Annotated in this window: 13 protein-coding genes; 12 read left to right on the forward strand and 1 reads right to left on the reverse strand. The window is 50.2% G+C overall.

From position 1 onward, the window contains the following. Nucleotides 1-74: 74 nt before the first annotated feature. Nucleotides 75-1,028, reverse strand: a complete 954-nt coding sequence (locus tag ACKU41_RS13555; RefSeq protein WP_321401522.1) for a TIGR01212 family radical SAM protein — start codon at nucleotides 1,026-1,028, stop codon at nucleotides 75-77. A gap of 233 nt (nucleotides 1,029-1,261) precedes the next feature. On the opposite strand from ACKU41_RS13555, the gene ACKU41_RS13560 reads away from it, so the two are divergent. The 12 genes from ACKU41_RS13560 to atpD all read left to right on the forward strand — a co-directional run bounded on the left by ACKU41_RS13560 (nucleotide 1,262) and on the right by atpD (nucleotide 12,741). Continuing rightward, nucleotides 1,262-2,302, forward strand: coding sequence for a rod shape-determining protein (locus tag ACKU41_RS13560; RefSeq protein WP_319777920.1), 1,041 nt, complete (start codon nucleotides 1,262-1,264; stop codon nucleotides 2,300-2,302). Between the two features lie 225 nt (nucleotides 2,303-2,527). Further along, on the forward strand, nucleotides 2,528-3,418 hold the full coding sequence (gene mreC, locus ACKU41_RS13565; RefSeq protein WP_321401526.1) for a rod shape-determining protein MreC: 891 nt from the start codon (nucleotides 2,528-2,530) through the stop codon (nucleotides 3,416-3,418). 3 nt (nucleotides 3,419-3,421) lie between these two features. Further along, on the forward strand, nucleotides 3,422-3,883 hold the full coding sequence (locus tag ACKU41_RS13570) for a hypothetical protein (protein WP_319777924.1): 462 nt from the start codon (nucleotides 3,422-3,424) through the stop codon (nucleotides 3,881-3,883). Beyond that, nucleotides 3,870-5,666: a penicillin-binding protein 2 gene (gene mrdA / locus ACKU41_RS13575; RefSeq protein ID WP_321401528.1), complete on the forward strand. Its 1,797-nt coding sequence runs from the start codon at nucleotides 3,870-3,872 to the stop codon at nucleotides 5,664-5,666. Before ACKU41_RS13570 ends, mrdA begins: the two co-directional genes overlap by 14 nt. Then, the gene (gene rodA, locus ACKU41_RS13580; RefSeq protein ID WP_321401531.1) at nucleotides 5,666-6,781 is read left to right on the forward strand and encodes a rod shape-determining protein RodA; all 1,116 of its coding nucleotides are present in this window, start codon (nucleotides 5,666-5,668) and stop codon (nucleotides 6,779-6,781) included. Before mrdA ends, rodA begins: the two co-directional genes overlap by 1 nt. A 50-nt stretch (nucleotides 6,782-6,831) precedes the next feature. Beyond that, nucleotides 6,832-7,200: a polymer-forming cytoskeletal protein gene (locus ACKU41_RS13585; protein ID WP_319777928.1), complete on the forward strand. Its 369-nt coding sequence runs from the start codon at nucleotides 6,832-6,834 to the stop codon at nucleotides 7,198-7,200. Between the two features lie 142 nt (nucleotides 7,201-7,342). After that, complete coding sequence (locus ACKU41_RS13590; RefSeq protein ID WP_319777929.1) at nucleotides 7,343-7,759, forward strand: ATP synthase F0 subunit B; 417 nt, start codon at nucleotides 7,343-7,345, stop codon at nucleotides 7,757-7,759. Nucleotides 7,760-7,804: 45 nt separating this feature from the next. Continuing rightward, nucleotides 7,805-8,362 carry a F0F1 ATP synthase subunit B gene (atpF, locus tag ACKU41_RS13595; RefSeq protein WP_319779565.1) on the forward strand — a complete coding sequence of 186 codons (558 nt, stop codon included), beginning with the start codon at nucleotides 7,805-7,807 and terminating at the stop codon, nucleotides 8,360-8,362. Further along, nucleotides 8,362-8,913 carry a F0F1 ATP synthase subunit delta gene (locus ACKU41_RS13600; RefSeq protein ID WP_319777930.1) on the forward strand — a complete coding sequence of 184 codons (552 nt, stop codon included), beginning with the start codon at nucleotides 8,362-8,364 and terminating at the stop codon, nucleotides 8,911-8,913. The genes atpF and ACKU41_RS13600 overlap by 1 nt, the downstream gene beginning before the upstream one ends. Nucleotides 8,914-8,917: 4 nt before the next feature. Further along, nucleotides 8,918-10,426: a F0F1 ATP synthase subunit alpha gene (atpA, locus tag ACKU41_RS13605; protein WP_319777931.1), complete on the forward strand. Its 1,509-nt coding sequence runs from the start codon at nucleotides 8,918-8,920 to the stop codon at nucleotides 10,424-10,426. Between the two features lie 15 nt (nucleotides 10,427-10,441). Continuing rightward, nucleotides 10,442-11,320, forward strand: coding sequence for a F0F1 ATP synthase subunit gamma (locus tag ACKU41_RS13610; protein WP_319777932.1), 879 nt, complete (start codon nucleotides 10,442-10,444; stop codon nucleotides 11,318-11,320). Nucleotides 11,321-11,337: 17 nt separating this feature from the next. Then, nucleotides 11,338-12,741 (forward strand): F0F1 ATP synthase subunit beta, encoded by a 1,404-nt coding sequence (gene atpD, locus ACKU41_RS13615; protein WP_321401534.1) that lies wholly within the window; start codon nucleotides 11,338-11,340, stop codon nucleotides 12,739-12,741. The last annotated feature ends 8 nt before the right edge of the window (nucleotides 12,742-12,749 follow it).

The raw sequence follows: 12,749 nt of genomic DNA on the forward strand, positions 1-12,749 counted from the left end.
TACTAACAATAAGCATTATTGTTAGTATTGGTCAACTTTTGCCTTTATATCTATATCGTGATTCCGGTGTAAGTCTATGATTTGTGTTCAGGACCATACCAGAGCGGCGGTCTGTCCGGGGCATCTTTTCTCGCGCAGCCCTGCCAAATCCCCTTAGCTTTCATGGTCTGCTCTATTTCATTGAGCACCTTGCGTTTCTGACGCACCCATTCCGGAGCAATAAGTTCTCCGGGTACGGCATCTGCTTTGAGACGATGAATTACAATGTCCGGCCTCAGAATTGAGATGGCTTCTACCAGCACGTTTATGTAGACGTCTTTTTCAATGGGGGTATATTTGCCGGCATCATAAAGTTTTTTGAGAGGAGTACCTTTGCAGACGAAAAGGTTATGGAATTTGATCCCGGCAATAGGCAGGCCGTTAAGAAAACGGACTGATTCAAGAAAATCTTCAGTGGTTTCTCCGGGCAGACCGGCAATGAGATGGGCGCAAACATCAACCCCGTGCCTGTTGGCCATTTTCACGGCTTCGGCAAATTGTTCGGCGCTGTGTCCGCGGTTAATGCGCTTCAGTGTCGTGTTGTTGGAGCTTTGCAGGCCGAGGTCGAGCCATGTTTCCTTAAGTCCGAGGCTTTTGATCAGGGCCAGTTTGTCGTCATCAAGGCAGTCGGGGCGCGTACCGATGCAGATTCCTGAAAGTCCGGGTAATCCTTCAAGCTGGTCGAGGGCACATTTCAACTCTTCACGGCTGCAATATGTGTTGGAGTAGGATTGCAGATAAGCGAGGTAAAGTCTGGCTGTGTATAGCTTGGATAATTTTTCCTGCCAGTGGTACCACTGTTCGGGGATGGACATGGAAAGGCCGTGCAGGCCGGAGCCCGATCCCTGAGGACTGCAGAAAATACATCCCTTGCGGGAAATTGAACCGTCACGGTTTGGACAGGTAAAACCGAAATCGAGCGGGATTTTTTGAACCCGTTCCCCGAAGCTTTGCCGCAGACGGGCGGCCAGACCGTAAAAACGGTGCATGGGTACTCCTTTTTACGGGCAGGGGTTGCCCGAATTAATTCCAAGATTGAAAATATATACGTTTGTACGGATCATTGTCCCTAAAATTCAGCTACTGTCCGAAGTGTTCTAATGTGTTGCCTGCCACACTTTCTTCTGCTAGTTAACTCCTAGGATTTTCTTTTGATAGACTTAAAGTCCGCCTCTCACGAGGTGTTTTAGAATCACATTTTTTTCGGAGTTTCCAGTTTAATATGGCATCGATTTTCGACAAGATACTCGGTTCGTTTTCCAGTGACCTTGCAATCGACCTCGGTACAGCTAACACACTGGTTTATGTAAAAGGTAAAGGCGTAATGCTCAGCGAACCTTCTGTGGTCGCTGTTAAGAGAGACGTTAACGGCGGTAGCAAGGTTCTCGCCGTTGGGTTGGAAGCCAAGAGGATGCTTGGTCGAACTCCCGGCAACATTGTTGCTATCAGACCTATGAAAGACGGCGTAATCGCTGACTTTGAGGTCACCGAAGCCATGTTGCGCCATTTCATTTCAAAAGTCCATAACAGCCGCAGGCTGGTCCGCCCCCGGATTATGATCTGCGTGCCTACCGGGATTACCCAGGTTGAAAAAAGGGCGGTCAAGGAAAGTGCCCAGAGCGCAGGCGCCCGTGAGGTTTACCTCATTGAGGAGCCTATGGCGGCGGCCATCGGTGCAAACCTGCCTATTACCGAGCCTACTTCCAACATGGTCGTAGATATCGGTGGCGGTACTTCTGAAATCGCGGTTATCTCCCTTTCCGGTATTGTCTACGCCCGTTCCGTACGTGTCGGCGGCGACAAGATGGATGAAGCCATCATGCAGCATGTTAAGCGCAAATATTCCATGCTCATCGGTGAATCCACTGCCGAAACCATCAAAATCAAGATCGGTTCCGCTTACCCGCTGGAAGAAGAAATTGAGATGGAAGTTAAGGGACGTGACCTTGTGACCGGTATTCCCCAGAATATCCTGATTACCTCTGAAGAGATCAGGAAAGCAATTTCCGAACAGGTGGATTCCATTGTTCAGGGTGTTCGCGTTGCCCTTGAACAGACTCCGCCTGAACTTGCAGCCGACATCGTTGACCGGGGCATAGTGCTTACCGGTGGCGGGGCCTTGCTTAAAGGTCTGGATCAGCTCTTGAGCCAGGAAACCCATCTGCCCATCACTGTGGTCGATACTCCTCTTGATGCAGTTGTTGTCGGTTCCGGTAGAGCTTTAGATGAAATAAACATCTATAAAGACGTAACTATTGATTAGATCCGCTTCTTTTGCCGCGGAGGAATCGAGTGCATCGGTTACGGCTGAGGGCATAGTTTTTTACAGATCCGATCTGTAAAAAACTATGTCCTCAGAAAAGCATTGCACTCGGATTTGAGATTGATTTCAACTTTCTCTGTCCGGACTCTCGTCTTTCTGGTTATAGCTTTTTTAATTTTCTGATTTTGTATTCAATCTCTGCTTTTCTTTTACAGAGGATTAAGTGTGAAGCTTAAGCGCGCCGCTATAGCCGTCATTATTGGCCTGTTTGTTTACCTCAGTCTCTATTCTTGGAACCTGAGGTCGGGGCAACTGGATCGCCTGGCCGGGTTTACCGGACTTGAAATCGTTAAATGGGTTTTGTGGCCCTGCGAGTGGGTTCATGACCAATCTGTTGAATTTCTTGATAAGTATGTCTATCTGGTGGGGCTGAAACAGTTAAACGACCAACTGAGTTCCCAGAATGACCTTATGCGGCTTGAGATCATGAAGTTGCGGGAAAAAGCCGCTGAAGCCGAACGCTTTCAGCAGCTTCTGGAAATCAAACCTGTTCAGGGCTGGAAGACAAACGGCGCCCGTATAATCGCCCACCGCATGGGGCCGACAGCAGCCCTTGATTCTATCATCCTCAATAAAGGTGTCACCTCCGGAGTTGGTTCTGATACACCGGTCCTTAGTCCATTGGGCGTTTTAGGGAGGGTGACAGAGCCGGGACTGAGTGCCTCCAAAGCTTTGCTTCTTACTGATTTGAACAGCAGGATTTCTGTGCGCGGGCAACTTCACCGCTCCACAGGGTTGCTGGTTGGTAATGGGGAAGGAGAACCGCTCAGTGTAAAATACATGAAGCTCAACGCTCCGGTTACAGATGGTGAAATTCTGGTTACATCCGGCCTTGCCGGTATTTTTCCCCCGGGCTTGCCAGTGGCAAGAATTGTTTCTGTTGAGCGTTCAGATATTTCTCTTTTTCTTGATGTTGAGGCGGAGCCGCTGGTGGATATGGATAACGTTGAAGAGGTCCTTCTGCTGCGCCGGGTGTTACCTGAAACCAATTCCACACAAGGCATCGTGAATTCTACAGCGCTGGTCAATAACTCCACTGTCACTGAAGGGGGGTAACCCATGTCTTCCGCATTTTGGTGGTTCTGCTTCAGTTTTGCGGCAATATGGGCACAGAAAATTGTTCCCGGAGTTGATTTTTTTGCACCCGGTCTACTGCTCTGTATTCAACTTGAAAAGAAATACCATACTCTTTGGCTGATCCTGATCTGGTCTCTGGTTCAGGATGGAATCGGCGGATTGCCTTTCGGTTATTCAATTGTCTGGTACTCATCTCTTTTCTTTCTATACCGTTGCGGAGCCATGTTTTTTGATGTGCAGTCCATGATGTTCGCTTTGCTTTGCGGGGCGGTTCTGGGGGCGTTGCATCCTGCTCTGACCGCTATGATGTCCATGCTCGCCGATATGGTCTGGATGCCTGACCGCTATATTTTTGAGGGTGTTCTGCAGGCCGTTATTTTCCCTGCCGAATGGCTCCTGCTGAAATATCTCTATCCGAAAAGGTTTACACATGAGCCTGTATGAATCCAAGACTCAGCAGCCACCGAAAAACGGTCTGCTGCTCTTGCAGGGGCTTATTCTGCTCCTGTTTTGTATTTTTGCCTTGCGTTTCTGGTACCTGCAGATTCATAAGGGCGAATATTTTTCCGAACAGGCCCGTAATAACCAGTTGCGTCAGGATAATCTCTATGCTCCGCGCGGGTTGATCAGAGACCGCAACGGTAATCTGCTGGCAGTCAATGAACCGGCCTACGCTCTAGGTATTGTCCGCGAGGACTGCAAGAATCTTGATGCCACCCTTGAGATGGTGTCCAAGTGGTCCGGGATAGAGCTTGCTGAAATTAAAAAAGTTTTTGCAAAGATGCGGCGCAGGGTAAAACCCTTCGAGCCTCTTATCCTTGTTCCCAACCTTACTTTTGAGCAGGTGGCGGTGATTGAGGCCAACTCCATGCATTGGCCCGGTCTGGAAGTGGTGGTCCGGCCCCGCCGCAAATATTTACAGGGTCCGCTTCTTTCGCATGTACTCGGCTATGTTGCTGAAGTGGATGTGGCGGAGTTGGAAGGTGATTCCGATCTTGCTGTAGGCGATTACGTGGGTAAGCAAGGGCTGGAGTCTGTACTGGAGAAGAGGTTCCGGGGCATTAAAGGCCGCAGGCAGAGCGAGGTCGACGCCACCGGGCGCAGGCTCAAGGAACGTATTCTGACTCCGCCAGTTGCGGGTGAAGATATTGACCTTTCCATAGATCTAGACCTGCAGGAGCTGGGCGGTAAGTTGCTTGAGGGCAAAGCCGGTGCAGTGGTGGTCATGAATCCAGATAACGGCCAGATTCTGGCCTTTGTCAGTGCTCCTTCCTACGATAACAATGCTTTTACCGCCGGCCTTTCCCAGAAACAGTGGCTGGCTTTGCGGGATGATCAGCGTACTCCGCTGCAGAACAGGGTGATTCAGTCCGTATACCCGCCGGGCTCGGTTTTTAAAATGACCGTGGCCGGGGCCGGCCTGCATTACGGAGTTATTACTCCCGAAGATACTATTTATTGTCCAGGTTTTACCAAGCTGGGTAAATATGTATTTCGTTGCTGGAAAAGAGGCGGACATGGAGAGACAGACCTTGAGAAGTCGCTGGTGGAGTCCTGCGATGTCTACTATTACAAGCTTGGCATGAAGTTGGGCGTAGACAAGCTGAGTGAATATGCCGTGGCTGCCGGGTTTGGAAAACCCACCGGAATATCTTTGCCCCACGAAAAAGGCGGACTGATCCCCACCCGTAAATGGAAGCGGAAGAGGTTCGGAGAAATATGGCATCCCGGCGAAAACCTCAACTTTGCCATCGGGCAGGGGTATACCCTTGTTACTCCCTTGCAGGTGGCACGTTCCATATCTTCCCTTATTAATGGCGGCAGGTTGCTCAGACCGCAGCTTCTGGCCGGCGAGCCTGCAGAAGAACAGGGCCGTATTCCGCTTACCGATGCACAACGTGAAATAATTCGCAAGGCTATGATCTCCACAGTAGACAAACCTCATGGAACCGCACGCAGGTTACGTATGAAGGGAGTAGTTATCGGTGGTAAAACCGGAACCGCACAGGTGGTTAAGCTGACCGAAGAACTCAAAAAAATGAAGGATAAGGATATCCCTTACAAATACCGGGATCATGCATGGATGGCTAGTTTTGCGGAGAAAGGCACCAAGCGATACGTAGTGGTCTGCATGGTTGAGCACGGCTTGCACGGCGCCTCCGGTGCCGGTCCGGTCGTTAAGGCCATCTACGATCATATTTTCAAAGAAAAGAAGGAAAAAAAGTAATGTCTCCCATTGACCGCAGATTACTTATCCATATGAACTGGTTCCTGCTTGGGCTGGCGGCAATGCTTTTCTTTGTGGGGGTTCTCAACCTTTATTCCGCGAGCGGGTTCAGGCTGGAAGAGGGCATGAGCGTAAGCTCTTTCTATCAGAAGCAGCTCATCTGGGGACTGATGGGTTTCGCCGGGATGATTACCTTCATGCTGTTTGATTATCGTCATCTTCGGACCATTGCCTGGCCCTTGTTCTGGCTTACTGTGATTCTGCTGGCTTGTGTTCCGGTTATCGGGAAGACTATTTACGGCGCCCGTCGCTGGCTGGATCTGGGTTTTTTCAATTTTCAGCCCAGTGAAATGGCTAAAATTACCATCCTGATCATCGGAGCCAAGATCCTCTCCCGCAGCAGCGACCCGCTGGATATCAAAAAACTGGCTTACGTGGTCGGCGTGGGGCTGATCCCGGCTGGTATGGTCATCATCCAGCCGGACCTCGGTTCGGGGTTGAATATACTGCTGATACTCGGCGGGATGATTCTTTATCGCGGACTTACGCCCAGACTTTTCAAGACTCTGGCTATCATCGGGCCGTGTCTTATTCCCATCGGCTGGTTTTTCCTGCACGACTACCAGAAAAGGCGCATTGTCTCATTTATGAACCCGGCAAGTGATCCACTTGGAGCGGGGTATCATATCATCCAGTCCGAGATTGCTATCGGCTCCGGACGGGTCTGGGGTAAAGGTTTTCTGGGCGGAACGCAGTCTCAGCTGCGTTTTCTTCCGGAAAAGCATACGGACTTTGCAATCGCTGTTTTCGGGGAAGAGTGGGGCTTTGCCGGGGCTATGGCGCTTCTGACTCTTTTTTGTGTTTTTCTGTACCAGATGGTGGTTACTGCCAGAGAGGCAAAAGACCTGTTCGGAAGCTACCTTGCGGCAGGCGTGTTCTTCTATTTCTTCTGGCAAATACTAATCAATATGGGTATGGTCCTCGGACTAATGCCGGTAGTAGGCATACCTTTACCATTCATCAGCTACGGTGGAAGCGGCACCGTGGTCAACCTTTGCCTCGTGGGACTCGTGCTGAACGTTTCCATGAGGCGTTACGTGTTTAAACAGGGGTAAGCCGCATGTTTTTGTTTTCCAAAACCGGCTCAGGGGAAAAGGAGATTAAAATGGCAAGAGATGAAATAAATGCATTTTTAGGAAGCGGAACCGATTATCAGGGGAAGCTTAATTTTCAGGGAGCCGTGCGTATCGACGGCAACTTCAACGGTGAAGTCGAGTCCGAGGGGACTCTGGTTGTGGGCAAGGAAGCAAGGGTTGAAGGTGTTCTGCGCGTGGGCCAGCTTGTCTTAAGCGGACGGCTCAACGGTGAGGTTTACGCCAGTGAAAAAGCTGTCCTGCACAAGACCGCAAATCTGCAGGGTAATCTCGTTACTCCCTCGCTTGTAGTGGAAGAGGGAGCCGTTCTTGAAGGGCGCGTAACGATGAGTTCCAGCCCCTCTTCCGAAGTTGAAACAGAAACAGAAGAAATTAGTTAAAAAAATAACAAGCCAGTGTCCACGGGGCTTAATCGGCTAAAAGTAACCGATTCATTTTCAAAAACCCTTTGACACAAGCTCTAAATTTAGCTACACCGCAACTGACTTTGGACAAAAATTCACAACCTTTTCGGGAGCAGGCATGATTGATTTAGATATTAGCTTTTTTATCCAGTTAGCGAACTTCATCATCACCCTTCTTGTTCTCAACCTTCTTATGTTTCGTCCTATTCGTGGAATCATCAGAAAGCGTGCGGAGCTCATGAGCGACCAGCTTTCCAAGGTGGAAAATTTCAACGGACAGGCTGCGACAAAGGTTAAGGATTACGAAGCTGCTCTGGACTCTGCCCGCAAAGAGGGAATGGAAATCCGGAACGACTTCAAAGATCAGGGCGCCGCTCAGGAACACACATTGCTCGCCGAGGCCGGAAAAGTTGCAGCAGCAACTATGAAGGAAGCTCGCGCGGAGGTTGCAGCTGATAAAGGTGCAGCAATGAAGGTTCTTGGTGGCGAAGTTGAAGCTTTTGCTCAGAAGGTTACAGCCAAGGTTCTTGGCTAGGCCTAATCAATATCGAAGGGGGGTTTAGCCTTGAAGCGGAAAAACATGATCATGGCAACAGCCGCTCTTTCCGTACTGCTGGCAGCAGGCGCAGCCTACGCAAGCGGTCATGGGGGAGAGGCGCACGAGATTCCCTGGGCAAACTTCGGTTGGCGTGTACTTAACTTGATCCTCGTCCTCGGGGTCCTTTACAAGTTTGCAGGTGATAAAATCGCCGCACTCTTTAAGGGTCGTCAGGCGGGTATCAAACAGGAGCTTAACGATTTGCAGTCCCGCAAGGAAGCTGCAGAGAAAAAGCTCCGCGACGTCGAATCAAGTATTGCTAATCTGGAACAGGAAAAGGAATCCATCCTTTCCGAAGCCAGAACTCAGGGCGAGGCCATGAAGGCGGCGATCATCCAGAAAGCCGAGCAGACTGCCGAGCAGATCAAAGCTCAGGCCACAGTCTCCGCAGAGCAGGAAGTAAACATAGCGCTTGACGAAATGCGTGCTGAAATGGCTGACAAGGTCATCGAAGCTGCTGAGAAAATCGTTAAGAGCAAGCTTACCAAAGCTCAGCATGAGACTCTGGTGGATGAATACTTAACAAAGGTGGTGCTCTAATGACCGGGAACATAGTCTCACGCAGATACGCCAAGGCGCTGTTCTCCGTTGGCCAGAAGCAGGGAGAAACAGACCTTGCGGCGTATGGTAAGGCACTGTCCGAGTTGTCCCAGATCCTGGAAGATTCCCCGGAGGCCCTGAGGCTCTTCCAGAATCCTGTTTTCAGTGCGGATGAAAAGAAAGCCGTGCTTGAAAAACTGCTTGAGAAGACCTCGGCAGGACCTGTGGTTAAAAACTTTTGCAGCCTTCTGGCCGACAAAGGACGTCTGTCCGTAATTCCTGAAATCGCAAGCGACTTTGCAGGAATGCTGGATAACGTTCAGGGTGTCGTCCGTGGCAAACTGGTGACTGCAATCAAGCTGACCGTTAAGCGTCAGAAAGAAATTCAGACTCGTCTTGAAGAACAGCTCAAAAGCAAACTCGAACTCGACTTTGCTATGGATAAAGACATCCTCGGAGGTGTTGTTCTTCAGGTAGGCGATAAAGTTCTTGATGCAAGCATTCGCGCACAGCTGCAAATGATGAAAGAACAGATTAAAAGGGGTGTGTAGGGCCATGCAGATTAAAGCGGAAGAAATCAGCAAAATCATTGAAGATCAGATTCAGAATTATGAGTCTAAGGTCGAAATGAGCGAAACCGGTACCGTACTGTACGTTGGTGACGGTATTGCTCGTGTTCATGGTGTTGAGAACGCAATGGCTATGGAACTCCTCGAGTTTCCCGGCGGCCTGATGGGCATGGTTCTCAACCTCGAAGAAGATAACGTCGGTGTCGCTCTCCTCGGTGACGACACAGGCATTAAAGAAGGTGACCCGGTAAAACGTACCGGCAAGCTCTTCTCCGTACCTGTTGGTGACGCTGTTATGGGTCGCGTTGTGAACCCTCTCGGACAGCCCATCGATGGTCTCGGACCCATTGAAGCAAAAGAAACCCGTCCTGTTGAGCTTAAAGCTCCCGGTATCATCGCACGTAAGTCCGTACATGAGCCCATGTACACCGGTCTGAAAGCAATTGATGCGATGACTCCTATCGGACGTGGCCAGCGTGAGCTGATTATTGGTGACCGTCAGGTCGGTAAAACAGCTATCTGCGTTGACGCTATCCTCGCTCAGAAAGATTCCGGTATCCACTGCTTCTACGTTGCTATCGGTCAGAAAAAAGCATCAGTTGCTCTTGTTGCTGACATTCTGCGTAAGCACGGTGCAATGGAATACACCACAATCGTTTCTGCAACAGCATCTGAGCCTGCACCTCTGCAGTTTATTTCTGCATACACAGGTGCAACCATGGCTGAGTACTACCGTGACGGTGGTAAGCACGCCCTCATCGCTTACGATGACCTTTCCAAACAGGCTGTTGCATACAGACAGATGTCTCTCCTGCTTCGTCGCCCTCCGGGACGTGAAGCATACCCCGGTGACGTTTTCTACCTGCACTCAAGGCTTCTTGAGCGTTCCTGTAAAGTAAATGATAGCCTCGGCGCCGGTTCTCTGACCGCACTGCCCATCATTGAAACTCAGGCAGGTGACGTATCCGCATACATCCCGACCAACGTTATCTCCATTACCGACGGTCAGGTTTACCTCGAGCCCAACCTCTTCAACTCCGGTATCCGTCCTGCTGTTAACGTAGGTCTGTCCGTATCCCGAGTTGGTGGTGCTGCTCAGATTAAAGCTATGAAGCAGGTTGCAGGTACTCTGCGTCTTGACCTCGCTCAGTATCGTGAACTCGCAGCTTTCGCAGCTTTCGGTTCCGACCTTGATAAGGCCACCCAGCAGAAGCTGAACCGCGGTGCTCGCATGGTTGAGCTTCTTAAGCAGCCTCAGTACAAGCCCATGAACGTCATGGAGCAGGTTGTTTCTCTGTACGCCGGTACCCGCGGCTACATGGACGAAGTACCTGTTACCGCAGTACGTAAATACGAAGATGAACTCCAGGAATTCATCGCTAATGCGAAACCTGAAATTCTGGAAGGCATCAAGACTAAAGGCGCTATTGACGACGATATCGAAGGCAAGCTGAAGGCCGCTCTGGAAGAGTTCAATAAAGGTTTCACAGCTTAATCCTGGGAGGTACTTATGGCTTCTCTTAAGGATGTCCAAAACCAAATCGTCAGTATTAAAAAGACAAAGCAGATTACCAAAGCCATGAACATGGTTGCGTCAGCTAAACTGCGCGGTGCTCAGGACAGAATTGAGCGCTTCCGCCCCTACGCTGACAAATTCTATGAAATGCTCGGTGATCTGGCAGCAGGCGCGGATTCCTCCGTACACCCGCTGCTCGAAGTTCACGAAGAGATCAAGACTGTAGGTATCGTACTTACCACCTCTGATCGCGGACTTTGCGGTAGTTTTAATGCTAATATGATAAATGCAGCCCTTAAACTGGCTGCTGCAAAGATGGCTGAAGGTAAAGCTGTCAAGTTTTACTGCGTAGGTAAAAAAGGCGCTGCCGCCGTTAAGAAGACTGAATACGAAATCATTGAAGCATACACTGACGATATGAGTTCCTTCGACTTCAATCTGGCTGCATCCATCGGTAACAAAGTTATCGACGCCTACCTTGCTGAAGAGCTTGATGAGGTTTTCCTCGTCTTCGGTAAATTCGTAAACGTCGCAAGCCAGCCCCCGGAAACTCTCCAGATCCTGCCCTTGTCTTCTGACGCAGCAGGTGAAGAAGTTGAATCCGGAGCTTCCAGCGAATACATTTACGAACCTTCCGTTGAAGGCCTTCTCGCGGAGCTGCTGCCCCGTTTTGTTAAAGTTCAGGTTTACCGCGGTCTGCTCGACACATCCTGCAGCGAACATGCTGCACGTATGGCTGCCATGGATAACGCATCCAGAGCATGCGACGATATGACCGAAACTCTGACTCTGCTTTACAACAAAACCAGGCAGGCTGCTATTACCGCGGATCTTATGGACATTGTCGGCGGCGCAGAAGCGCTGAAAGGATAATATAGGGGGTTACTCTGATGAGTAAAGTTACAGGTAAAATTGTTCAGGTTATCGGCGCGGTTGTCGACGTCGAATTTCCTGAAGGGCAATTGCCCAACATTCTGACTGCGGTCGAGATTGATAACCCGAACAACACCGATGCACCTGATCTGGTGTGTGAGGTTGCGCAGCACCTCGGTGACAACGTTGTTCGTACCATTGCTATGGACGCTACCGAAGGTCTCGTTCGCGGCATGGAAGTAGTTGCAACCGGTAAATCCATCTCCGTACCTGTCGGTGACGGCGTTCTCGGTCGTATCCTCAACGTAGTTGGTCGCCCTGTTGATGAACTGGGCCCCATCGACGCTAAAGAAACTATGTCCATTCACCGTGCTGCTCCGGAATTCACCGAGCTGTCCACCAACGTTGAACTGCTGGAAACCGGTATCAAGGTTGTTGACCTTCTTGTTCCCTTCCCCAAGGGTGGTAAGATGGGCCTCTTCGGCGGCGCAGGTGTTGGTAAAACCGTTATTCTGATGGAAATGATCAACAACATTGCGAAACAGCACGGTGGTAAATCTTGCTTCGCAGGTGTTGGTGAGCGTACCCGTGAAGGTAACGACCTCTACCATGAAATGAAAGACGCAGGCGTTCTTGAGAAGTCTGCTCTCGTATACGGCCAGATGAACGAACCTCCGGGAGCACGTGCTCGTGTTGCACTGACCGCCCTGACCATCGCTGAGTACTTCCGTGATGTAGAAGGTGAAGACGTTCTTCTCTTTATTGATAACATCTTCCGTTTCACCCAGGCAGGTTCTGAGGTATCCGCACTTCTCGGTCGTATGCCTTCCGCAGTTGGTTACCAGCCTACTCTCGGTACTGACCTTGGTGGACTCCAGGAACGTATTACCTCCACCAACAAAGGTTCCATTACCTCTGTTCAGGCTGTTTACGTCCCTGCGGATGACTTGACTGACCCCGCTCCGGCAACCACCTTCTCTCACCTTGACGGTACTCTCGTTCTTTCCCGTCAGATTGCAGAGCTTGGTATTTACCCTGCTGTTGACCCCCTTGACTCCACTTCCCGTATTCTCGACCCCAACATCCTTGGTGCCGATCACTACAATACTGCTCGTGAAGTTCAGATGGTTCTGCAGAAATACAAAGACCTTCAGGACATCATCGCCATTCTCGGTATGGACGAACTGTCCGACGAAGATAAGCAGACTGTTGCACGTGCACGCCGCATCCAGCGTTTTCTCTCCCAGCCCTTCCACGTTGCTGAAGTATTCACCGGTACCCCCGGCGTATACGTAAAGCTGGAAGATACTGTTAAGGCTTTCAGAGGAATCCTCGACGGCGAATACGATGACATGGCTGAAAACTCTTTCTACATGGTTGGCGCAATCGAAGAAGCCATTGAAAAAGAGAAAAACAAATAGCATAGGAC

It is taken from the genome of Maridesulfovibrio sp., from assembly GCF_963678865.1.
In the GTDB taxonomy this organism is placed as follows: Bacteria; Desulfobacterota; Desulfovibrionia; order Desulfovibrionales; family Desulfovibrionaceae; genus Maridesulfovibrio.

Excerpts from the sequence above, each read along its gene's own strand:
- ACKU41_RS13560 (WP_319777920.1), top strand. The coding sequence starts at position 1,262 with ATGGCATCGATTTTCGACAAGATACTCGGTTCGTTTTCCAGTGACCTT.
- atpF (WP_319779565.1), top strand. The coding sequence starts at position 7,805 with ATGATCATGGCAACAGCCGCTCTTTCCGTACTGCTGGCAGCAGGCGCA.
- ACKU41_RS13555 (WP_321401522.1), bottom strand. The coding sequence starts at position 1,028 with ATGCACCGTTTTTACGGTCTGGCCGCCCGTCTGCGGCAAAGCTTCGGG.
- atpA (WP_319777931.1), top strand. The coding sequence starts at position 8,918 with ATGCAGATTAAAGCGGAAGAAATCAGCAAAATCATTGAAGATCAGATT.
- ACKU41_RS13600 (WP_319777930.1), top strand. The coding sequence starts at position 8,362 with ATGACCGGGAACATAGTCTCACGCAGATACGCCAAGGCGCTGTTCTCC.
- ACKU41_RS13585 (WP_319777928.1), top strand. The coding sequence starts at position 6,832 with ATGGCAAGAGATGAAATAAATGCATTTTTAGGAAGCGGAACCGATTAT.
- mrdA (WP_321401528.1), top strand. The coding sequence starts at position 3,870 with ATGAGCCTGTATGAATCCAAGACTCAGCAGCCACCGAAAAACGGTCTG.
- rodA (WP_321401531.1), top strand. The coding sequence starts at position 5,666 with ATGTCTCCCATTGACCGCAGATTACTTATCCATATGAACTGGTTCCTG.
- ACKU41_RS13610 (WP_319777932.1), top strand. The coding sequence starts at position 10,442 with ATGGCTTCTCTTAAGGATGTCCAAAACCAAATCGTCAGTATTAAAAAG.
- ACKU41_RS13590 (WP_319777929.1), top strand. The coding sequence starts at position 7,343 with ATGATTGATTTAGATATTAGCTTTTTTATCCAGTTAGCGAACTTCATC.
- ACKU41_RS13570 (WP_319777924.1), top strand. The coding sequence starts at position 3,422 with ATGTCTTCCGCATTTTGGTGGTTCTGCTTCAGTTTTGCGGCAATATGG.
- atpD (WP_321401534.1), top strand. The coding sequence starts at position 11,338 with ATGAGTAAAGTTACAGGTAAAATTGTTCAGGTTATCGGCGCGGTTGTC.